General features: G+C 67.5%; 23 protein-coding genes. 14 read left to right on the forward strand and 9 right to left on the reverse strand.

Annotated features, from left to right (window positions below):
• Positions 1-43: 43 nt before the first annotated feature.
• Positions 44-1,282, forward strand: coding sequence for a cysteine--1-D-myo-inosityl 2-amino-2-deoxy-alpha-D-glucopyranoside ligase (gene mshC, locus CEX88_RS11035; RefSeq protein WP_094293519.1), 1,239 nt, complete (start codon positions 44-46; stop codon positions 1,280-1,282).
• A 122-nt stretch (positions 1,283-1,404) separates the two neighbouring features.
• A complete protein-coding gene (locus tag CEX88_RS11040) occupies positions 1,405-2,283 on the forward strand; it encodes an SDR family oxidoreductase (protein ID WP_094293520.1) in 879 nt (292 codons plus the stop codon).
• A gap of 87 nt (positions 2,284-2,370) precedes the next feature.
• Here CEX88_RS11040 and CEX88_RS11045 read toward each other — a convergent pair whose 3' ends face one another.
• A complete protein-coding gene (locus tag CEX88_RS11045) occupies positions 2,371-3,237 on the reverse strand; it encodes a PAC2 family protein (protein ID WP_197696749.1) in 867 nt (288 codons plus the stop codon).
• A 105-nt stretch (positions 3,238-3,342) separates the two neighbouring features.
• On the opposite strand from CEX88_RS11045, the gene CEX88_RS26520 reads away from it, so the two are divergent.
• The 11 genes from CEX88_RS26520 to CEX88_RS11095 all read left to right on the forward strand — a co-directional run bounded on the left by CEX88_RS26520 (position 3,343) and on the right by CEX88_RS11095 (position 15,597).
• The gene (locus tag CEX88_RS26520) at positions 3,343-3,465 is read left to right on the forward strand and encodes a hypothetical protein (RefSeq protein WP_255392535.1); all 123 of its coding nucleotides are present in this window, start codon (positions 3,343-3,345) and stop codon (positions 3,463-3,465) included.
• 226 nt (positions 3,466-3,691) lie between these two features.
• Complete coding sequence (gene metH, locus CEX88_RS11050; RefSeq protein WP_094293521.1) at positions 3,692-7,441, forward strand: methionine synthase; 3,750 nt, start codon at positions 3,692-3,694, stop codon at positions 7,439-7,441.
• Positions 7,442-7,453: 12 nt separating this feature from the next.
• On the forward strand, positions 7,454-8,137 hold the full coding sequence (locus CEX88_RS11055) for an HAD family hydrolase (RefSeq protein WP_094293577.1): 684 nt from the start codon (positions 7,454-7,456) through the stop codon (positions 8,135-8,137).
• Positions 8,138-8,191: 54 nt separating this feature from the next.
• Positions 8,192-9,649: a sugar porter family MFS transporter gene (locus CEX88_RS11060; RefSeq protein ID WP_094293522.1), complete on the forward strand. Its 1,458-nt coding sequence runs from the start codon at positions 8,192-8,194 to the stop codon at positions 9,647-9,649.
• A complete protein-coding gene (locus tag CEX88_RS11065; protein ID WP_094293578.1) occupies positions 9,646-11,181 on the forward strand; it encodes an FAD-binding protein in 1,536 nt (511 codons plus the stop codon). Before CEX88_RS11060 ends, CEX88_RS11065 begins: the two co-directional genes overlap by 4 nt.
• A gap of 40 nt (positions 11,182-11,221) precedes the next feature.
• Positions 11,222-11,503, forward strand: a complete 282-nt coding sequence (locus tag CEX88_RS11070; RefSeq protein WP_094293523.1) for a phosphoribosyl-ATP diphosphatase — start codon at positions 11,222-11,224, stop codon at positions 11,501-11,503.
• Positions 11,504-11,508: 5 nt separating this feature from the next.
• The gene (gene hisG / locus CEX88_RS11075) at positions 11,509-12,354 is read left to right on the forward strand and encodes an ATP phosphoribosyltransferase (protein ID WP_094293579.1); all 846 of its coding nucleotides are present in this window, start codon (positions 11,509-11,511) and stop codon (positions 12,352-12,354) included.
• 67 nt (positions 12,355-12,421) lie between these two features.
• A complete protein-coding gene (locus CEX88_RS11080) occupies positions 12,422-12,904 on the forward strand; it encodes a DUF4126 family protein (protein WP_094293524.1) in 483 nt (160 codons plus the stop codon).
• Between the two features lie 25 nt (positions 12,905-12,929).
• Positions 12,930-14,300, forward strand: a complete 1,371-nt coding sequence (locus CEX88_RS11085; protein WP_094293580.1) for an FAD-containing oxidoreductase — start codon at positions 12,930-12,932, stop codon at positions 14,298-14,300.
• A 96-nt stretch (positions 14,301-14,396) separates the two neighbouring features.
• A complete protein-coding gene (locus CEX88_RS11090) occupies positions 14,397-15,011 on the forward strand; it encodes a sensor domain-containing protein (protein ID WP_202931452.1) in 615 nt (204 codons plus the stop codon).
• A 34-nt stretch (positions 15,012-15,045) separates the two neighbouring features.
• Entirely contained in the window at positions 15,046-15,597 is a 552-nt protein-coding gene (locus tag CEX88_RS11095; RefSeq protein ID WP_094293526.1) for a nuclear transport factor 2 family protein, read from the forward strand.
• A gap of 1 nt (position 15,598) precedes the next feature.
• Here the strand turns inward: CEX88_RS11095 and CEX88_RS11100 are convergent, their stop codons facing one another.
• The 7 genes from CEX88_RS11100 to CEX88_RS11130 form a co-directional block, all read right to left on the reverse strand.
• Positions 15,599-16,231, reverse strand: coding sequence for a flavodoxin family protein (locus CEX88_RS11100; protein WP_094293527.1), 633 nt, complete (start codon positions 16,229-16,231; stop codon positions 15,599-15,601).
• A gap of 6 nt (positions 16,232-16,237) precedes the next feature.
• Entirely contained in the window at positions 16,238-16,732 is a 495-nt protein-coding gene (locus CEX88_RS11105; protein ID WP_094293528.1) for an SRPBCC family protein, read from the reverse strand.
• Positions 16,725-17,045 (reverse strand): ArsR/SmtB family transcription factor, encoded by a 321-nt coding sequence (locus CEX88_RS11110; RefSeq protein ID WP_094293529.1) that lies wholly within the window; start codon positions 17,043-17,045, stop codon positions 16,725-16,727. The genes CEX88_RS11105 and CEX88_RS11110 overlap by 8 nt, the downstream gene beginning before the upstream one ends.
• A gap of 46 nt (positions 17,046-17,091) precedes the next feature.
• Positions 17,092-17,376, reverse strand: a complete 285-nt coding sequence (locus CEX88_RS11115; protein WP_066842650.1) for a YiaA/YiaB family inner membrane protein — start codon at positions 17,374-17,376, stop codon at positions 17,092-17,094.
• Between the two features lie 43 nt (positions 17,377-17,419).
• A complete protein-coding gene (locus CEX88_RS11120; RefSeq protein WP_094293530.1) occupies positions 17,420-17,935 on the reverse strand; it encodes a DinB family protein in 516 nt (171 codons plus the stop codon).
• On the reverse strand, positions 17,932-18,729 hold the full coding sequence (locus CEX88_RS11125; protein ID WP_094293531.1) for a thioesterase family protein: 798 nt from the start codon (positions 18,727-18,729) through the stop codon (positions 17,932-17,934). Before CEX88_RS11125 ends, CEX88_RS11120 begins: the two co-directional genes overlap by 4 nt.
• 67 nt (positions 18,730-18,796) lie before the next feature.
• Positions 18,797-19,684 (reverse strand): RecB family exonuclease, encoded by an 888-nt coding sequence (locus CEX88_RS11130; protein ID WP_094293532.1) that lies wholly within the window; start codon positions 19,682-19,684, stop codon positions 18,797-18,799.
• Positions 19,685-19,757: 73 nt separating this feature from the next.
• On the opposite strand from CEX88_RS11130, the gene CEX88_RS11135 reads away from it, so the two are divergent.
• Complete coding sequence (locus tag CEX88_RS11135; protein WP_066842641.1) at positions 19,758-20,591, forward strand: tRNA (adenine-N1)-methyltransferase; 834 nt, start codon at positions 19,758-19,760, stop codon at positions 20,589-20,591.
• Positions 20,592-20,650: 59 nt separating this feature from the next.
• On the opposite strand, the gene CEX88_RS11140 is transcribed toward CEX88_RS11135, so the two are convergent.
• Complete coding sequence (locus tag CEX88_RS11140; protein WP_064418281.1) at positions 20,651-20,947, reverse strand: DUF503 domain-containing protein; 297 nt, start codon at positions 20,945-20,947, stop codon at positions 20,651-20,653.
• Between the last annotated feature and the right edge of the window lie 2 nt (positions 20,948-20,949).

Genomic DNA, 20,949 nt, shown 5'->3' on the forward strand with positions numbered 1-20,949 from the left:
GCCGCCCGCGATGTCGGTCAGATCGATGCCTAGAGTCGAGACTATGAATTCGTGGCCGGCTCCCGTCGTCCCGGCGCTGCCGGGCCGGGGACCGCAGCTGCGTCTCTACGACAGCGCCGATCGGCAGGTCCGTCCCGTCAGTGCGGGCGAAACGGCCACGATGTACGTCTGCGGCATCACGCCCTACGACGCGACCCACCTCGGCCACGCCGCCACCTACCTCGCCTTCGACCTCGTGCACCGCATCTGGCTGGACGCCGGACATCGGGTGCACTACGTGCAGAACATCACCGACGTCGACGACCCGCTGTTCGAACGCGCGCAGCGCGACGGCATCGACTGGCGCGAACTCGCCGACCGCGAGACCCGGCTGTTCAGCGAGGACATGGCCGCGCTGCGGGTGCTGCCACCGCACGACTACGTCGCGGCCACCGAGGCCATCGCCGAGGTCATCGAGGTGGTGGAGAAGCTGTTGGCCTCAGGTGCCGCCTACATCGTCGACGACGCCGAGTATCCCGACGTGTACTTCCGCGCCGACGCCACCGCACAGTTCGGTTACGAGTCCGGCTACGACCGCGACACCATGGCTCGGTTGTTCGCCGAACGCGGAGGCGACCCGGAGCGACCGGGGAAGGGCGACGAACTCGACGCGCTGCTGTGGCAGGCGCAACGGCCGGGGGAGCCGAGTTGGCCGTCGCCGTTCGGGCCGGGCCGCCCGGGATGGCACGTCGAATGTGCGGCCATCGCCCTGAGCCGCATCGGCACCGACCTCGACATCCAGGGCGGCGGCAGCGACCTGATCTTCCCGCACCACGAGTTCTCCGCCGCGCACGCCGAATCCGTCACCGGCGAGCGCAGATTCGCGCGTCACTACGTGCACGCCGGCATGATCGGCTGGGACGGCCACAAGATGAGCAAGAGCCGCGGGAACCTGGTGCTGGTCTCGCGGCTCCGCGCCGAGGGCGTCGACCCCGCAGCGATCCGGCTCGGGCTGTTCGCCGGTCACTACCGTGCCGACCGGTACTGGAGTGACGCGGTGCTGGCCGAGGCGATCGAGCGGCTGGGTCGTTGGCGTGCGGCGGTCGCGCTGCCCGGCGCGCCGGATGCGACCGATGTCGTGCAGCGGGTTCGCCGGTACCTCGCCGACGATCTGGACACCCCGAAAGCGCTTGCGGCGCTGGACGGTTGGACCACCGACGCGCTGAGCTACGGCGGCCACGACCCCGAGGCGGGGCACACGGTGGCGACCGCCGTCGACGCCTTGCTGGGCATTCGGTTGTAACCCCGTTGCGGCGAGTGTGCGCGTCTGTCGACGACGCGCCGCTGGTTTCCAGCCATTTGTGCACCCTCGCGGCGCGCTGAACGTGCGTCGAACGTCGCCGCCGGCGCGGTACCTTAGCCGCCATGAGTTCACTGAACGGCAAAGTCGCGTTGATCACCGGCGGGGCGAACGGCATCGGCGAAGAGGTGGCCCGGCGGCTGCACGACAAGGGCGCCAAGCTCGTGCTGACCGACCTCGACGCCGACCGGTTGGCCCAGGTCGCTGCCCGGTTCGGCGAGGACGGGGTGGTGACAGCGGTCGCCGACGTGCGCGACCTGGCGGCGATGGAGGCGGCGGTCGCCAAGGGGGTCGAACGGTTCGGCGGCATCGACATCGTGATGGCCAACGCCGGCATCGCGACCTACGGGTCGGTGCTCGGGGTCGACCCGCAGGCGTTCCAGACGATCATGGACGTCAACGTCGTCGGTGTGTTCCACACCGTGCGCGCTGCGCTGCCCTCGGTGATCGACCGGCGCGGCTACGTCCTGGTGGTGTCGTCGGCGGCCGCCTACGCCGCCTCGGCCGGCATGGCTCCTTATGACGCCTCGAAGGCGGCCGCCGAGCATTTCGCCAACGCGCTGCGCCTGGAGGTCGCGCACCACGGTGTCGACGTCGGGTCGGCGCACATGCTGTGGATCGACACGCCGCTGGTCCGGGAGAGTCGCTCGGACCTGCCGAGCGCGCGCAAGATGCTCGACTCTCTGCCCGGGCCGCTGGGCAAGACCACCTCGGTGGACAAGTGCGGTGAGCTGTTCGTCGCTGGCATCGAGGCCCGCAAGCGGCAGATCAACTGCCCGCGGTTCGTCGGCCTGATGCGCTGGCTCAAGCCGCTGCTGGCGTCGCGGCTGGGGGAGCGGGCCACGCTCAAGACGGTGCCCGATCTGCTGCCGAAGATGGACGCCGAGGTCGCCGCGTTGGGCCGGTCGATGAGCGCGCGCACCGAGGCGCTGGAAAAGCGCTAACCCTCCCTGCCGCGAGCGACCGTGTCTGTACCGCGACAGGCCGCACTTTGCCGTGCAAAAGTGGTCGCTCGCGCGGGGTGAAGCCCCTCAGCCCCTGAAGCCCGGGCCGCGGCGGCGCAGGTAGCGCTCGAACTCGGCGGCCAGCGCGTCGCCGTCGATCTTGCCGAGCGCCTCGGTCATGTCGACCTCGGCGTCGCCGCGTTCCTCCAGCGACTGCACGTACTCGGCGATCTCGTCGTCCTCGGCGGTCATCTCCGAAACCGCCTGCTCCCACTCCTCGGCCGCGGTCGGCAGGTCGGCCAGCGGCACCTCGATGTCGAGCACGTCCTCGACGCGGCGCAGCAAGGCCACGGTCGCCTTCGGGTTCGGCGGCTGGGAAACGTAGTGGGGCACCGCGGCCCAGAACGTCACCGCGGGGATCCCGGCCTGCACACACGCGTCCTGGAACACGCCGGCGATGCCGGTCGGGCCTTCGTACCGCGTCTCCTCCAGCCCGAACACCGCCGCGGAATCCGACGAGTAGGCCGCGCCGGACACCGGCACCGGCCGAGTGTGGGGCGTATCGGCCAGCAGGGCGCCGAGGATGACGACGGTCTGCACGTTGAGCTTGTCGGCGATCGCCAACAACTCCGAGCAGAACGTGCGCCAGCGCATGTTGGGCTCGACGCCGTGCATCAGCACGATGTCACGGTCGGAACCCGGGGGACGGCAGTGCGAAATCCGCATCGACGGCCACACCAGTTCCCGCGTGACCCCGTCGACCTGCCTGATCACCGGCCGATTCACCTGGTAGTCGTAGTAGGCCTCGTCGTCGATCTCGACGATCGTCTCGGCTTCCCAGATCGCGTCGAGGTGCTCCACCGCATCGCTGGCCGCGTCGCCGGCGTCGTTCCAGCCCTCGAACGCTGCGACGACGATGGTGTCGTTCAGTTCGGGCAGGTCGGGCGGTCTCAAACCGCTCGCATCCGACAAGGTCACAACGCCAGCGTAAGCCCTCTGAGGCGGGTAGGAGCGCCATCGCCACACGTGCTGACTTGATTCGCCGACTACCCTGGATTCGTGGCTGATGTGAAGGACCGCGCGTACACCACCGATTTGCTCGACGCCCTCGTAATCGGTGGCCGCGCGATGTGCACCCGGCTGCCAGCCAAGACGAAATACGCTCGGCTGCAATCTGGTTAACCATGGTGTCGACGACAGTGCCGACAAGATCCGCCAGCGTTCGCTCATGGGCGCGCGTCGCCGTGCGGGTCGGACCGATCGCCACGTCGAGGCGGGCGTCCGAGAATCGTTTGGCTGACAACGTAGACTTTGCCTGTCGAGAGGCGTTGCAACGGATTCCGGTCTTCACCGTTATCCGCCACGCTCGGCAGACTCAAGGACGCCTTCCCCTAGGGAAGGAGCGCGCATGACTGCCGTTGAGTCGAACACTCTCACGCCGGACATCCGCCCCGACTGCACCGACGAACTGACCGCGACACTGGGTCAGCGGATCATGGTGATCGACGGCGCGATGGGCACGGCGATCCAGCGGGACCGGCCCGACGAGGCCGGATACCGCGGCGAACGGTTCAAGGACTGGCCGAGCGACGTCCAGGGCAACAACGACCTGCTCAACCTGACCCAGCCGCAGATCATCGAGGCGATTCACCGCGAATACCTCGACGCCGGCGCCGACATCATTGAGACCAACACGTTCAACGCGAACGCGATCTCGCTCTCCGACTACGGCATGGAAGAGCTCAGCTACGAGGTGAACTACGCCGGCGCGGCGCTGGCGCGGAAGGCCTGCGACGAGGTCGGCACCGGTGACCGGCCCCGCTACGTCGCCGGAGCGCTGGGACCGACCACGCGGACCGCCTCGATCTCGCCGGACGTCAACGATCCCGGCGCCCGCAACATCACCTACGACCGGTTGGTCGACGCCTACCTCGAAGCCGCCAACGGCCTGGTCGACGGTGGTGCCGACATCATCCTGGTCGAGACGATCTTCGACACGCTCAACGCCAAGGCCGCCGTGTTCGCGATCGAGACGCTGTTCGAGGAACGCGGCCGCCGCTGGCCCGTCGTCATCTCGGGCACCATCACCGACGCTTCCGGGCGGACGCTGTCCGGCCAGGTCACCGAGGCGTTCTGGAACTCGGTCAGGCACGCCAGGCCGCTCGCGATCGGCCTCAACTGCGCGCTCGGTGCACCGGAGATGAGGCCTTACATCGCCGAGATGTCGCGAATCGCGGACACGTTCGTCTCCTGCTACCCGAACGCCGGGCTGCCCAACGCGTTCGCCGAGTACGACGAAACCCCCGAGCGTCAGGCCGGCTACGTCGCGGACTTCGCCGAGGCGGGCTTCGTCAACCTGGTCGGTGGTTGCTGTGGAACGACGCCCGCGCACATCGCCAAGATCGCCGAGGCCGTCGAGGGCAAGCCACCGCGCCAGGTGCCTGAGGTCCCGGTGGCCACCCGGCTGTCGGGCCTGGAACCGCTCAACATCGACGACGACACCTTGTTCGTCAACATCGGTGAGCGCACCAACATCACCGGCTCGGCCCGGTTCCGCAACCTCATCAAGGCCGAGGACTACGACACCGCGCTGTCGGTGGCCCTGCAGCAGGTGGAGGTCGGTGCGCAGGTCATCGACATCAACATGGACGAGGGCATGATCGACGGCGTCGCCGCGATGGACCGGTTCACCCGGCTGATCGCGTCCGAACCCGACATCAGCCGCGTGCCGGTGATGATCGACTCCTCCAAGTGGGAGGTCATCGAGGCCGGCCTGAAGAACGTGCAGGGCAAGCCGATCGTCAACTCGATCTCCCTGAAGGAGGGCGAGGAGAAGTTCATCCGCGAGGCTCGGTTGTGCCGCAAGTACGGCGCCGCCGTCGTCGTGATGGCCTTCGACGAGGAGGGGCAGGCCGACAACCTGGAGCGCCGCAAGGAGATCTGCGGTCGCGCCTACCGGGTCCTGACCGAAGAGGTCGGCTTCCCCGCCGAGGACATCATCTTCGACCCGAACTGCTTCGCGCTGGCCACCGGCATCGAGGAGCATGCGACCTACGGGATCGACTTCATCGAGGCGTGCGCCTGGATCAAGGAGAACCTGCCCGGGGTGCACCTCTCCGGCGGCATCTCGAACGTGTCGTTCTCGTTCCGCGGCAACAACCCGGTCCGCGAGGCGATCCACGCGGTATTCCTCTTCCACGCCATCAAGGCGGGCCTGGACATGGGCATCGTCAACGCAGGCGCGCTGGTGCCCTACGACTCGATCGACGCCGAACTACGGGAGCGCATCGAGGACGTCGTGCTGAACCGTCGCGAGGATGCGGCCGAACGGCTGCTCGAGATCGCCGAGCGCTTCAACACCAAGGACAAGGCCGACGACCCGGCGGCAGCGGAGTGGCGGTCCCTACCGGTCCGCGAGCGGATCACGCACGCGCTGGTCAAGGGCATCGACGCCCACGTCGAGGACGACACCGAGGAACTGCGGGTCGAGATCGCCGACGCGGGCGGGCGACCGATCGAGGTGATCGAGGGTCCGCTGATGGACGGTATGAACGTCGTCGGCGACCTGTTCGGCTCGGGCAAGATGTTTTTGCCCCAGGTCGTGAAGTCGGCCCGGGTGATGAAGAAGGCCGTCGCATACCTGCTTCCGTTCATCGAGGCGGAGAAGGAGGAGTCCGGCACGACGGGTTCCAAAGACACCAACGGCACGATCGTGATGGCGACCGTCAAGGGCGACGTCCACGACATCGGCAAGAACATCGTCGGGGTTGTCCTGCAGTGCAACAACTTCGAAGTGATCGACCTCGGGGTGATGGTGCCCGCGCAGAAGATCCTGGACGCGGTGAAGGAGCACGACGCCGACATCGTCGGGCTGTCCGGCCTGATCACCCCGTCGCTGGACGAGATGTCCAACTTCGCCGTCGAGATGGAACGCGCAGGGCTGGAGATCCCACTGCTCATCGGCGGTGCGACCACCTCGCGCGCGCACACGGCGGTGAAGATCTCGCCGCGCCGCAGCGGTCCGGTGGTCTGGGTCAAGGACGCGTCCCGCTCGGTTCCGGTGGCCGCCGCGCTGCTCGACGACAAACAGCGGCCGGGACTGCTGGAGGCCACCGAGAAGGACTACGCATCCCTGCGCGAGCGGCACGCCCAGAAGAACGACCGGCCGATGCTGACCCTGGAGAAGGCCCGCGCGAACCGGACGCCGATCGACTGGGACGGCTACACGCCGCCGGTGCCCGCTCAGGGGCTCGGCGTGCGCGAGTTCGTTGACTACGACCTCGCCGAATTGCGCGAGTACATCGACTGGCAGCCGTTCTTCAACGCCTGGGAGATGAAGGGCCGATTCCCCGACATCCTCAACAACCCGGCCACGGGGGAGGCCGCCCGCAAGCTCTACGACGACGCGCAGGAGATGCTCGACACGGCGATCAAGGAGAAATGGCTGACCGCGAACGGGGTGATCGGTTTCTTCGCGGCCAACGCCGTCGGTGACGACGTCGAGGTCTACACCGACGACACCCGCACCGAGGTGCTGACCACACTGCACAACCTGCGCCAGCAGGGCGAGCACCGCGAGGGCATCCCGAACCGGTCGCTCGGCGACTTCGTCGCACCCAAAGACACCGGTCTGGCCGACTACGTCGGCGGTTTCGCCGTCACCGCGGGGCTCGGCAGCCAGGACAAGATCATGGAGTTCAAGGCAGCGCTGGACGATTACAGCGCCATCCTGTTGGAGTCGGTCGCCGACCGGCTCGCCGAGGCGTTCGCCGAACGGATGCACCAACGGGTCCGCAAGGAGTTCTGGGGATACCAGCCCGACGAGCAGCTGGACAACGACGCGCTCATTGGCGAGAAATACGTGGGCATCCGTCCCGCGCCGGGTTATCCGGCATGCCCGGAGCACACCGAGAAGGCGACGCTGTTCAACCTGCTGGACGTCACGAAGCGCACCGGCATCGAGCTGACCGATTCGATGGCGATGTGGCCGGGGGCCGCGGTCAGCGGCTGGTACTTCTCGCACCCGCAGTCCCAGTACTTCGTGGTCGGCCGGTTGGCCCAGGACCAGGTCGCCGACTACGCCAAGCGCAAGGGTTGGACGCTGAAGGAGGCCGAGCGCTGGCTCGCGCCCAACCTCGGCTACAACCCGGAGGACTGAATGGAGGCGGTGCTGCGCGCCGTCCTCTTCGATATGGATGGCACCCTTGTCGATTCGGAAAAGCTGTGGGACGTCTCGCTGGCCGCGCTCTACGCCGAACTCGGGGGCGAGCTGACCCCACAGGTGCGCGAGGCGTTGGTCGGCGGCTCGGCCGAGGACACCATTCGGACCGTGTACACCGACCTCGGCCTCGACCACGATGCTCGCGCGATGGCCGAATCGAACCGATGGCTGCACGCCTACACCGCCGAGCTGTTCGACGGCGGCCTGCAGTGGTGTGACGGTGCGGAAGAATTGCTGGATGAGCTTGCCGCAGAAGAAGTCCCGATGGCACTCGTCACTAACACGCTGCGTGCTTTGACTGACAAGGCACTGAACAGCATTGGTGCGCACTACTTTTCGGTGTCCGTCTGCGGTGACGAGGTTACCCGCGGCAAACCCGCACCCGACGTATACGAACGCGCGGCCGCACTGCTGGGTTTCGATCCGGTGGCGTGTCTGGCGGTCGAAGACTCCGTCACCGGCTCGGCGGCCGCCGAACGTGCCGGATGCCCGGTGCTGGTGGTGCCCAACGACGTAGCGGTACCCAGCGGGCCACGTCGACACCACGTTTCCTCCCTCGCCGGGCTGCGTGCCGCGGACCTTCGCCGGGTCCATTCCGAACTGGTGAACAGGCCGGGAGAACGCACCGCCTGAGTACCGGTCTGTGATTGAATGTGACGTCCATCACGCGCTGTGGAAAGGTCTCACATGACTCACGGACCCGCAGGTGACTCCTCGACAGCTGTGGATTACGAGGAGTCGGAGCACAGCGGCCGCGTCGTTCTCATCGCGTCCGTCGCCGCGCTCGGCGGCCTGCTGTTCGGCTACGACAGCGCGGTCATCAACGGCGCGGTTGCGGCGGTCGAGGACCACTTCCAGATCAGCAAGGCGGTAACGGGCGTGGCCGTGGCGGCGGCCCTGATCGGCGCCGCGTTGGGTGCGCTGGTCGCCGGCCGTCTCGCGGACAAGATCGGTCGGCTGTCGGTGATGAAGGTCGCCGCGCTGCTGTTCTTCATCAGCGCCTTCGGCACCGGCCTGGCGACAAACGTCTGGATGTTCACGATCTTCCGCATCGTGGGTGGTATCGGCGTCGGTGTGGCTTCGGTCATCGCACCGGCCTACATCGCCGAAACCTCGCCGCCGCGGATCCGGGGCAGGTTGGGCTCGCTGCAACAGCTGGCCATCGTCTCCGGCATTTTCATCTCGCTGGCGATCGATGCGCTGCTGGCCCACCTCGCGGGCGGGTCGCGCGAGGAACTCTGGCTGGGGATGGCGGCCTGGCGGTGGATGTTCCTCGTGATGGCGGTGCCCGCCGTGGTCTACGGCGTTCTGGCGTTCACAATCCCCGAATCACCACGTTATCTCGTTGCCAGGTACCGGATTCCGGAGGCGCGGCGGGTGCTGACGAAGCTGCTGGGGGAGAAGAACCTCGAGCTGACGATCACGCGCATCAAGGAATCGCTGAAGTCGGAGAAACCGCCGTCGTGGCGCGATCTGCGTAAGCCGACCGGAGGGCTCTACGGCATCGTCTGGGTGGGTGTGCTGCTGTCGGTGTTCCAGCAGTTCGTCGGCATCAACGTGATCTTCTACTACTCGAACGTGCTGTGGGAGGCCGTCGGCTTCGGGGAGCAGCAGGCGTTCCTGATCACCGTGATCACGTCGGTGACCAACATCGTGACCACGCTCATCGCGATCGCGCTGATCGACAAGGTCGGACGCAAGCCGTTGTTGTTGGTCGGGTCGACGGGTATGGCCATCACCCTCGGCACGATGGCAGTCATCTTCGGCACGGCGCCGGTGGTCGACGGGCAGCCGAGCCTGGACGGCATCGCCGGTCCGATTGCACTGGTCGCCGCGAACCTCTTTGTGGTGTCGTTCGGCATGTCGTGGGGCCCGGTGGTCTGGGTGCTGCTCGGCGAGATGTTCCCGAACCGCATCCGCGGCGCCGCGCTGGGTCTGGCCGCCGCAGCGCAGTGGCTCGCCAACTGTGCGATCACCGCGTCGTTCCCCGCACTCGGTGACTTCTCGCTCGGCATCGCCTACGGCTTCTACGCGATCTGCGCGGTGCTGTCGTTGCTGTTCGTGTGGAAGTTCGTCGCCGAGACCAAGGGCAAACACCTCGAGGACATGGGCAACGAGGTCGCATCGCAGCAGGAAACCGTCTGAGCGGCATCGACGAGTCGGTCGACGTCCTCGTCGCCGGCTCTGCCGGGGCACTGGCCGGAGCCTATACCGCTGCGCGGGAAGGACTCTCGGTCGCGATCGTGGAGGCGAGCGACCGGTTCGGCGGCACCTTCGCCTACTCCGGGGGCGGCGGCATGTGGTATCCGTGCAATGCGGTGCTCACCCGCGCCGGATGCGACGACACGATCTCCGACGCGCTGCGTTACTACCGCGAGGTCGTCGGCGACCGCACACCCGCGGCTCTTCAGGAGACCTACGTCCGCGGCGGTGCCGCCCTGATCGACTACCTCGAACGCGACGAGCACTTCGCGTTCAAGATCCTGCCGTGGCCCGACTACTACAGTTCGGCGGCCGGCGCCCGCACCGACGGCATGCGCCACATCGTCTCCAAGGCGGTGCCCGACGAGCGTCTCGGCCGGTTCGCGGGCCTGGTTCGTGGGCCGCTGGACCATGAGCGCCTCGGGGCGCCGCAGCCCGATCTGCTCACCGGCGGGCGTGCGCTGGTCGGACGGTTTCTGTGGGCTATGGCCGACAACCCGGCGGTGACGGCGCATCTGTCCACGAGCCTGGTCGAGTTGGTCGTCGAGGGAGATGGCGTGGTCGGAGCGGTCGTGGAGCATGACGGCGAGCGCCGCACGATCACGGCGCGGCGCGGCGTGCTGCTCGCCACGGGTGGTTTCGAACAGAACCCCGACATGCGGGCCGAATTCGGCGTCCCGGGAAGCGCCCGCGACACCATGGGCGCCCCGGCCAACACGGGATTGGCCCATCGGGCGGCGATTGCCGTCGGGGCCGACGTGGACCTGATGGACCAGGCGTGGTGGTCGCCGGGGCTGATCCATCCGGACGGCCGCGCCGCGTTCGCGCTGTGCTTCACCGGCGGCATCTTCGTCGACCGTTCCGGCCGCCGCTTCGCCAACGAGTCGGCGGCCTACGACCGGTTGGGCCGCGCGATCCTGCGCGCGATGCGCGACGGCACGGTCGGGTCGCGGTACTGGATGGTCTATGACAGCCGAACCGGCGAACAACCGCCCGTGATGGCCACCAACGTCTCCTTCTCCCCAACCGAACAGTATTTCGCCGGGGGTCTGTGGGTGCAGGCCGACACCCTGGCCGCACTCGCCGATCAGATCGATGTTCCGGCAACGCAATTGGAAGACACCGTGCGTCGTTTCAACGAGTTCGCGGCGCGCGGTGTCGACGAGGACTTCGGTCGCGGCCGCGAATCGTTCGACCGGGCCTTCACCGGCGGCGCGTCGCCGCTGGTGCCGATCGACACCCCGCCCTACCGCGCGGCGGCGTTCGGCATATCCGACCTCGGCACCAAGGGCGGGCTACGCACCGACACCGATGCCCGCGTCCTGGACACCTCCGACCGGCCCATCGCGGGTCTGTATGCGGCGGGGAACACGATGGCGGCCGTCTCGGGGGAGACCTACCCCGGTGGAGGAAACCCGATCGGGGCGTCGCTGTTGTTCAGCCACCGCGCCGCACTGCACATGGCGCGTACGTGACCGGGGTCGGGCAAACCGGCGTGACCCGACGGGTGCGAGCGTGACACAATCGCGTGCCGTGAAGACCTTCGACGCCCTGTTCGCTGAGCTCAGCGAACGCGCCCGGACCCGCCCCGCCGGTAGCGGCACCGTCGCCGCACTGGACGGCGGCGTGCACGGGATCGGCAAGAAGGTCCTCGAGGAAGCCGGCGAGGTGTGGCTGGCGGCCGAACACGAGAGCGATGACGCGCTCACCGAAGAGATCAGCCAGCTCCTGTACTGGACGCAGGTGCTGATGATCGCTCGCGGACTCACCCTCGACGACGTCTACCGGAAGCTGTGAATCGCATGCTTCGCGTCGCGGTCCCCAACAAGGGCACACTCTCCGAACCCGCCAGCGAGGTCCTGTCCGAAGCCGGTTACCGTCGCCGCACCGACCAAAAAGACCTGACGGTCATCGACCCGGCCAACAACGTCGAGTTCTTCTTCCTGCGGCCCAAAGACATTGCGATCTATGTCGGCTCGGGGCAACTCGACTTCGGAATTACCGGCCGCGATCTGGCCGCCGAATCGGATGCGCCGGTGCGGGAGCGGTTGGCGCTGGGCTTCGGCTCGTCGACGTTCCGGTATGCGGCCCCGGCCGGGCCCGATTGGCGGGTCGAGGATCTCGCGGGAAAGCGGATCGCGACCGCGTTCCCCAACCTGGTGCGAAAAGACCTGGCCGCGCACGGCATCGAGGCGACGGTGATCCGGCTCGACGGCGCGGTGGAGATCTCCGTGCAGCTCGGCGTCGCCGACGCGATCGCCGATGTGGTGGGCTCCGGACGAACACTGGGACTGCACAACCTGGTGGCGTTCGGAGATTCCCTGTGTGACTCCGAGGCGGTGCTGATCGAGCGGGACGGCGCGCCGGACAGCCCCACCGGTGCCCAGCTGGTGGCCCGTGTGCAGGGCGTGGTTCGCGGCCAGCAGTACCTGATGCTCGATTACGATTGCCCGCGCAGCGTTCTCGACCGTGCGGTCGCGGTGACCCCCGGCCTGGAGTCGCCGACGATCGCTCCGCTCGCCGACCCGGCGTGGGCGGCGGTGCGCGCTCTGGTGCCCCGCCGCGACGTCAATAAGATCATGGACGAACTCGCCGCCATCGGCGCCAAGGCGATTCTGGCTTCTGACATCCGATTCTGTCGCCTGTGATTCAGCGCGAACCCTTCCGGCCTGCGTGTTAGCGTCCGGAGGTCCATAACACCGGCCGGAGGTCGCCATGACGCAGGTCCTGATTCTGGTACTCGCACTGTTGATCGGCGTCATCGCCGGCCTGCGCGCACTGACCGCACCGGCGGTGGTGTCCTGGGGCGCGCTGCTGGGGTGGATCGACGTAGACGGGAAATGGTCGGAGTGGACGGCGCATCCGATCACCGTCACCGTGTTGACCATCTTCCTGCTCGTCGAGCTGGTCACCGATCAGCTGCCGAAAACCCCCAGCCGTAAGACGACTCCCCAGTTCGCGACGCGTCTCATCACGGGCGCCTTCGCCGGCGCGGTGATCGGCAGTGCGTACTTCCACACGTTCAGTGCGCTCGGCGCGGGTGTCATCGGCGCGGTGCTCGGCACGATGGGCGGCGCGGCGGCACGTCAGCGGTTCGCCGACCTGCGCAACGGCCAGGACCGCCCTGGCGCGATCCTCGAAGACATCGTCGCGGTGGGTGGCGGCTTCCTGATCGTGTTCCTGGTCAGCCTGGTGTGAACGGATGCCGTTTGAAATGGCTGAGGTGACAGAACGCTTCGACGCGATCATCGTCGGTGCGGGACAGGCCGGGCCACCATTGGCGGGCCGGCTCACGCAGGCGGGGCAGAAGGTCGCGGTGATCGAACGCAAACTCGTCGGCGGGACATGCGTGAACTACGGATGTATTCCGACCAAGACCCTGGTCGCCAGCGCGCACGCCGCCCATCTGGCCCGCCGCGGCGCCGAATACGGTGTCAGCACAGGCGATATCGGCGTCGACATGACAAAGGTCAAGGCGCGCAAGGACAAGATCGTGCTCGATGACCGCGACGGCGTCGAGTCCTGGCTCGAAGGCATGGATGGATGCACGTTCATCCGCGGCCACGCACGCTTCTCCGACCCGCACACTATCCGCGTCGACGACCGAGTCCTGCACGCGGACAGGATCTTCCTCAACGTCGGCGGTCGCGCCGTCGCACCCGACATGCCTGGGCTCGCCGACATCGACTACCTGACCAACGTCGGCATTCTCGAACTCGACACGGTGCCCGAACATCTTGTCATCATCGGCGGCAGCTACATCGCGTTGGAGTTCGCGCAGATGTACCGCCGCTTCGGGGCCGGGGTCACCGTGATCGAGAAGGGGCCGCGGCTGACATCACGTGAGGATGGGGACGTCTCGGCCGCGGTCAAAGACATCCTGGAGGCCGAGGGCATCGATATCGTCCTCGACGCCGACGCGATCCAATTCACCAAGACCGACAGCGGTTTCGAGGTCATCCCGAGCGACGGTGCGGCACCCATCGCAGGAACCCATCTGCTCATCGCGGTCGGGCGCACCCCCAACACCGACGACCTGGGGCTCGAGAACGCCGGGGTCGAAACCGACGCCCGCGGTTACATCGTCGTCGACGATCAATTGCGCACCAACGTCGAACACATCTGGGCCATGGGCGACTGCAACGGCAAGGGGGCGTTCACGCATACGTCGTACAACGACTTCGAGATCGTCGCGGCGAACCTGCTCGACGACGACCCGCGCCGGGTCAGCGACCGCATCACGACGTATGCGCTTTACATCGACCCGCCGCTGGGACGCGCCGGTCTGACCGAGGCGCAGGTGCGCGAGTCGGGTCGAAATGCGTTGGTCGGCAAGCGTCCGATGACACGGGTCGGCCGCGCGGTGGAAAAAGGGGAGACGCAGGGCTTCATGAAGGTGGTCGTCGACGCCGAGACCGAGCAGATTCTGGGTGCGGCGATCCTCGGCGTCGGCGGTGACGAGGTGATCCACTCGATCCTCGACATCATGACCGCCGAGAAGCCCTACACCGCGATCTCGCGCACGATGCACATCCATCCGACGGTCAGCGAGCTGGTGCCTACGATGCTGCAGGAGATGACGCCGCTGACGTGACGGCTGGGTAGCCTGGCCAGTGGGCAGATATCCGTCAACCGCTGCCGGAAAGGCAACGCCGACTTGATGCCGAAGATGGTTGCTGTCGGATGCGTCATGGCGCTGGGTACGCTCGCGTGCCAACGTCACAGCGAACCTGGCGCTGATGACGCCGTCGACCGGCTCCCTCTCAGCCTCGACGAAGTGAAGCAGATCAGCGGATTCGACGGATTCACACGCGACGCCGATACCGAGCGACCCGCTGCCGACACGTATGTGCCCGACGGGCCTTGTCAGGCGCTCGCGGACCAACGGGTCGCGTTCGGAGACACCTGGATCCGGTTTCGATCGATCGCCGACAACGGTGAGTTGGTCAGCGGTCGGCCGCGCACGAGGGCGCCGGGTCCCGCCGTCGCTCCCTCGACGGTGCCCGTGGTGGCATCCGCCTTGCAAACCATCGCGCTCTACCCGAGCGACGTCGAGGCACGCAATGTGTTCGACCGTCGTGTCGCAGCCATGACCGAGTGCGTCGGGTTGAACATTCCTGGCTACAGCGGCACCGTCGCGCATCGCGATCCCGATACCGCGGTGTACACCAACAGCACCGGCGGCTGGGCGTTCGTCTTCGTCGTGAAATCAGCGATCCTGTCTGAAGTCTCGGTAATGGCTTTATCGGATGCCGAACGGATCGCCTCCGATATCTCGCAGGTGATTATCGGCCGCATCAACTGACCGGAACGTGGCGACGATCGAATATCGTCGACGCATGCCCACCGCGCTGCCGAGTCTCGATGCACTGATCGCCAAGGACGAGATCCGAGATCTCGTCCTTCAATACTGTCGCGCGATGGATCGCGGCGACGTCGCGCTGGCCGCAACGCTGTACGAACAAGGCGCCCGCGACGAGCACGGCTTCAACGCGACGAACACCGCCCAAGAGTTCATCGACTCGATTGGAGCCTTAATCGGGGGACTGGCGGCGCTCCAGCACAACGTCACAAATCACCTCATCCGGATCACCGGACCCGATACCGCCGAAGGAGAGGTCTACGTGGTCGCCTACCACCGCGCCGAGCGTGCTGGTGTCGGGTATGTGCTGATCACCGGTGGCCGCTATCTCGACCTCTATTCAAAGCGGGAAGGTCGGTGGAAGTTCGCCCACCGCAAATGCGTAGCCGACTGGACACACGAGTTCTCGTCGCCGCTCGCGACCGATGTCAATAACCCGGTGTCCGGCAAGCTGGCCGAGGGGCGCATGGACGAGCAGGACCCCTCGTACGCGTTCTTCACTGCATTTCCACGCGGTGACCGGGCGTAGCCTACGAGGCCGCAGGCGATGACGCCGCTGCCGTGACCGAGCGGCCGACGATGAATTGCCGTGTCACCAAGGCGAACCGGTGACCGAGGTGACGGTGGGTGGCAACATCGGCGGGGTGGACCCCGTCGGGGTCGGCGTCGACGTCGGTCTGCGCGCCGGCGCCGAGGAAGAAGCCGAGCCGGTTGAGGTCGTTCTCGCTCGCCTCCGAATGGTTCCAGCCCGGAGGCAGACCGAGGCTGACCCAGTGCATGTGGTGCTGCGCGGCGAATACCGCCAACGACACCAACGTGTTCAACTTGTCGCCGCTCTTACCGCCGGAATTGGTGAACCCGGCCGCGACCTTGTCGCGCCACGCGCCGGTGAAGCAACGCCGCCCGGTCGACTCGGCGAAGCCCTGGAACGCCGCGGACACGTTGCCCATATAGGTCGCGCTCCCGAGCACGATGCCGTCGGCCGAATCCAGAACGTCCCAGTCGGCGTCGGTCATCCGGTCGACGGCAACGGTCGCCACGACCGCGCCCGCCTCGCGCGCTCCCGCGGCCACGGCTTCGGCGAGTGTCGCGGTGTGCCCGAAACCCGAGTGGTAGGCAACCGCGACGGCAGGTGCGGCGATGTCAGATCCGTTGTGCGTCATGTCAACTCATCCTGTCTGCGTGCTGTTGATCTCTGCGCGCCTGCGCAGCCAGTCCGGTAGCGGTGCGTGCTCCAGGTATGCCTGCAGCCGATCCAGATAGGCGTGGGATCCGCCGAGGAACCCGCCGGCGTTGCGCACACCGAGTCCCCGATGGGTGAACTTCAGCAGGGTGCCGGTGCCGTCGGGAGTCAGTTCGTAGCGCACGGTGCTGTCCTCGACGATGGGCTGACGCCACTCGTGTTCGAGGACGTGCGGCGGATCCCACACCAGAATGCGCCCGGTCATGCGCATCCGGTCCGGGGGTAGTGGTGGTCCGATGGGCACCATCTCGATCGTCCCGCCTCGCCGCGGTTCGATCGTCGTCGCGCCGAACCACTCTCGGCGTTCGTCGGGGTCGGCGATCGCGGACCAGACCGCCTCGATCGGAAAGGGCAGCCGGCGTTCGAACGTCAGGACGGCGCGCTCGCCGTCGATGGTCAACCGGCCGTTGCGGTCATTCATCGCCGCTCCCGTGCCTTGCTTCCAGATGACGCTCCAGTGCGTCGAGGTGGTCGGTCCAGATGCGGCGGTAACGCGCGATCCAGTCGTCGATTGCCATCAGTCCGTCGGCGCGAAGCGCATAGATGCGGCGCTGCGCATCGGGCCGCACCTCCACCAGGCCGACTTCCCGCAGCACCCGAAGATGCCGGGACACCGTCGGCTGGGTCAGCCCCGGCAGGCTCGCGACCAGTTCACCCGCGGTGCGTTCACCGTTGACGAGCTGGTCGAGCAGTGCGCGACGACTCGGCTCGGCGACCGCTTCGAAGACGTCCATGCGGCTAGTATTACAGGTCATCTATATAGACGCAAGCACATATTGTTCAGCTCGCGCTGAAGGGGTTGTACTCGGCGATGAGTTTCTCGAGCCGGGCCTCGTCGAGCCTCACCCGGATGGTGGCGGCTTCCTGTTGGTCGCGGATCACCTTGGCCAGGGTGAACGAACTGGTGACTAGAAACAGCGCCGTCATGCCCAGGAACAGTCGCTGCCAGGAGTCCAGGGGAAGGAACAAGATCCCGCCGACCAGTCCGAGCAGGCTGACGCCGAAAGCGATTGCGGCTTGGAGGAAGTAGGCGGCGGTGGTCCGCGAGGTGGTAGGTGTGTCCATGCCGCCAGCCTGCAGGCGCAGCGGACGGCGGGGGTAGGTAGAACTACCCGACCTTCGACCTGTGTGCCGCGCGTATCAGGCGCAACTGGCCGATCTCTGCGGTGTTCCTGGTCAATTCGACGTTCACCCACAGCGCGGTGTGCGCGACGGTGTGGCCCGAGTCCTCGCCCCACGGGTACGCCGAGGGGGTGTTCGGGTCGACGCCGGCCAACACCTCTCGCCAGCGGTCGGCGAGGTGACGCAGGCGGGAGACGGCGGCGGCGCCCTCACCCGGCCAGGTGACGACGCCGGGCTCCCGCGGTGCTTCGCCGGTCAGATGATCGATCGCGCTCGACCACCACCAGTCGACGTGCCACGTGAGCCATGCGACCGTCGGCGCCGGGATGGGCTGGGGTTCCGTGACCGACCAGTCCGCACGCCACACACCGTCCGCATCCGGCCGTACCGTCCACGTCACCTCGGCCGGCTCCCAGAGGAAGTCGTCATCGGCGAGGGCGGCCAAGTGCAGGTCGGCCAGCGCCCACACGAGTTCGAACTGCCACTGGAGGTCGACGGTCACGGGCGGCGCTGCACCAGCAGGGTCTGCGCCGAGGTGCCGATGAAGCCCTGCCGATCGAAGAGTTCGGCCGTGGTCACCCCGATGCCGTCGGGGCCGATCGAGCCACGGGCGCGCACCGCGAAGTCGTCACCCGTCGGCAGGCGGTGCAGATGCACCGCGGTGTCGGTGTTCATGAACACGAACGACTCCGGGTCCAACGCCGCACCTGCACCGTTGGCGCTGTCCACGACCATCGCGAGCCGCTGCAGCGCGGTCGTCGGCTCCGAATCAACAAGCGCGACAAGCGGACTCATCCACACCACGTGTCCGGTCTCGCCGGTCTCGGGTTGGCGCCGCCAGCTCACCGTCTCCAGGTAGCCTTTCGCGCCGACCCAGCCGTGCGGCACCTCCACGGCGGTGCCCTCCACGAGTGGGGGATAGCGGTCGGTGGCCGCGTCGGCGGTGTCGCTGGTCGCCAACAGCCATGCCGTCACGCGGGCCACCGCGCGCCGTGTGCCGTCGGGCCGGGTGTGGAGCATCTCGGCGGCCATCAGCGATATTCGCGCGCCCGGGCGTTCCAACCAAGCCCGGACCCGCACCTGCTCGACCGGAATCGCCCCCAGGATGTCCAGAGTCAAGCGCCCGATGCGCAGTCCCGAGTCGCCGGCCAGCTCCTCGATGCGTTTGGTCATCAGCGCCAACGGCGGTGAGCCGTGCTGGATTTCGGGATTCCAGTTGCTGCGGGTGCCGTCTGTGGACTCGAAGACCTCGAATTCGTCGTCGGTGCCCGTTCGGCGGTAGTGGCAATCGATCAAGCCTCGACTCCCGCTCGTTCCGGTCCTCGCTGCGCTGCGATCCTCGCTCGCGGTCGCCTTCGTGCGATCACGCCGCAGGCTCCGCCGCGCGCAGCACGATGTCCTCGGCGGTCGGCGACCCCTCGTCGGGGGCCTCGGGCCAACCCGGGTACGGCGGCGGGGTGCCGCCGAACACGGGGCAATGCGCGTGGTGGGCGCACCAGTCGCACATCGCCGACGGCTTCGGGCGGAAATCACCGGTGGCTCCGGCGTCCTGGATGGCTCGCCAGATGGCGGTCAGCGTCTTCTCGAACCGCGTCAACTCGTTGAGGTCCGGGGTGTAGTCGAGGATCTGACCGTCGGCCAGGTACAGCAGCCGCAGCCGCGCAGGCAGCACGCCACGCGAACGCAGCAGCGCCACCGCGTAGAACTTCATCTGGAACATGGCCTTGAACTCCGCGAGCGCGCGCGCCTCGGGCGGCGCCTTGCCGGTCTTGTAATCGACCACCCGCAGCTCACCGGTCGAGGCGACGTCGATGCGATCGACGAAGCCGCGCAGCAGCGTCCCGTCCGCCAGTTCGACCTCGACGCGCTGCTCACAACTGTCCGGGTCGAAGCGGGTGGGATCCTCGAGCCGGTAATAGCCGGCCAGCAGGTCGCGCGCCTCCCTCAGCAGCGTGGCCCGCACCTCGGGGGCGAACTCGTCGGCGATGTCCGGGCGTTCGGCGACCACGCGGTCCCAGGCCGGCTCGACAAGCGTCATCGCGGTTTCCGGACCGCGGTGGGCGGCCGGCAGCGCGTACAGCTGCTCGAGTGCCGCGTGCACCACCGAACCGCGGACCTGGGCGACCGAGGACGGCTCCGGCAGCCGGTCGATCGCGCGGAAGCGGTACAGCAGCGGGCACTGCTTGAAGTCGGCGGCCCGCGAGGGCGACAGCGCCGGGCGCCGCGGCTTCTGCTCGCCCTGCTCGTTCATAGCGCCAGCCTAAGACCGGTGTCCGACAACCCCGGTACCCACGGCGGCGCGTCTACTGGCAGGCTGAACGACTGTGCCAAGAACCGGTCCGTTCGCCGTCGGCGATCGGGTGCAGCTCACCGACGCCAAGGGTCGTCACTACACGATGGTGTTGACGCCCGGCGGGGAGTTCCACACCCATCGCGGCGTCATCGCCCTCGACTCCGTGATCGGGCTGCCCGAGGGCAGCGTGGTCAAGTCCACCAACGGCGACCAGTTCCTCGTGCTGCGGCCGCTGCTGGTCGACTACGTGATGTCGATGCCGCGCGGCGCCCAGGTCGTCTACCCCAAGGACGCCGCGCAGATCGTGCACGAGGGCGACATCTTCCCCGGTGCCCGGGTGTTGGAGGCCGGTGCCGGCTCCGGCGCGCTGACGTGCTCGCTGCTACGGGCCGTCGGCCCCGAGGGGCGGGTGATCTCCTACGAGGTCCGCGAGGACCACGCTCACCACGCCGAGCGCAACGTCGCGACCTTTTTCGGTGAGCCCCCGGCGAATTGGGATCTGGTGGTCGCCGACCTGACCACCTTCAGCGGTCCGGAGGTCGACCGCGTCGTCCTGGACATGCTCGCTCCATGGGAGGTGTTGGGCACGGTCGCCGATGCACTGGTCGCCGGAGGCGTGCTGATGGTCTACGTCGCGACCGTCACGCAGTTGTCGCGAGTGGTGGAGGCGCTGCGCGAGCAGCAGTGCTGGACCGAGCCCCGGGCCTGGGAGAGCATGCAACGCAACTGGCACGTCGTCGGTCTGGCGGTGCGCCCGCAACACACGATGCGCGGCCACACGGCGTTTTTGGTATGCGCGCGCAAGCTGGCGCCTGGCGCGGTGGCGCCGATGCCGCTGCGGCGTAAACGGCAACTCGGCAGCTGACCTTGACGGGTTGGTTACACGCACCAGGTGAGGGCGATCAACCAGCTAGGGCGCGATAGTCAGTCGTCGGTGCTGCGCCGCAGGCCGCGCCGGGCCGACAGCAGCTCGAACTCCGGGCGCGCGGCCACCAGACGTTCGGCGGCGTCGAGCACCTCGACGACATGCCCACGGTCGGCGGCCACCAGAGCCACCCCGACGTTGGCCCGCCGGTGCAGTTCCTGGGCGCCGGTTTCGGCGGCCGAGACGGCGAATCGGCGATGCAGTTCGGCGATTACCGGCCGGATCGCCGAGCGCTTCTGCTTGAGCGAGCGCACGTCGCCGAGCAGCAGGTCGAATTCGAGCCAACCGATCCACATCG

The sequence above is a fragment of the Mycobacterium neumannii genome, assembly GCF_002245615.1.
Lineage (GTDB): Bacteria > Actinomycetota > Actinomycetes > Mycobacteriales > Mycobacteriaceae > Mycobacterium > Mycobacterium neumannii_A.

What these genes read in the sequence shown, in the direction of transcription:
- mshC (WP_094293519.1), top strand. Translation starts at nt 44, where the DNA reads ATGAATTCGTGGCCGGCTCCCGTCGTCCCGGCGCTGCCGGGCCGGGGA.
- CEX88_RS11040 (WP_094293520.1), top strand. Translation starts at nt 1,405, where the DNA reads ATGAGTTCACTGAACGGCAAAGTCGCGTTGATCACCGGCGGGGCGAAC.
- metH (WP_094293521.1), top strand. Translation starts at nt 3,692, where the DNA reads ATGACTGCCGTTGAGTCGAACACTCTCACGCCGGACATCCGCCCCGAC.
- CEX88_RS11060 (WP_094293522.1), top strand. Translation starts at nt 8,192, where the DNA reads ATGACTCACGGACCCGCAGGTGACTCCTCGACAGCTGTGGATTACGAG.
- hisG (WP_094293579.1), top strand. Translation starts at nt 11,509, where the DNA reads ATGCTTCGCGTCGCGGTCCCCAACAAGGGCACACTCTCCGAACCCGCC.
- CEX88_RS11080 (WP_094293524.1), top strand. Translation starts at nt 12,422, where the DNA reads ATGACGCAGGTCCTGATTCTGGTACTCGCACTGTTGATCGGCGTCATC.
- CEX88_RS11090 (WP_202931452.1), top strand. Translation starts at nt 14,397, where the DNA reads ATGGCGCTGGGTACGCTCGCGTGCCAACGTCACAGCGAACCTGGCGCT.
- CEX88_RS11095 (WP_094293526.1), top strand. Translation starts at nt 15,046, where the DNA reads ATGCCCACCGCGCTGCCGAGTCTCGATGCACTGATCGCCAAGGACGAG.
- CEX88_RS11100 (WP_094293527.1), bottom strand. Translation starts at nt 16,231, where the DNA reads ATGACGCACAACGGATCTGACATCGCCGCACCTGCCGTCGCGGTTGCC.
- CEX88_RS11105 (WP_094293528.1), bottom strand. Translation starts at nt 16,732, where the DNA reads ATGAATGACCGCAACGGCCGGTTGACCATCGACGGCGAGCGCGCCGTC.
- CEX88_RS11110 (WP_094293529.1), bottom strand. Translation starts at nt 17,045, where the DNA reads ATGGACGTCTTCGAAGCGGTCGCCGAGCCGAGTCGTCGCGCACTGCTC.
- CEX88_RS11115 (WP_066842650.1), bottom strand. Translation starts at nt 17,376, where the DNA reads ATGGACACACCTACCACCTCGCGGACCACCGCCGCCTACTTCCTCCAA.
- CEX88_RS11130 (WP_094293532.1), bottom strand. Translation starts at nt 19,684, where the DNA reads ATGAACGAGCAGGGCGAGCAGAAGCCGCGGCGCCCGGCGCTGTCGCCC.
- CEX88_RS11140 (WP_064418281.1), bottom strand. Translation starts at nt 20,947, where the DNA reads ATGTGGATCGGTTGGCTCGAATTCGACCTGCTGCTCGGCGACGTGCGC.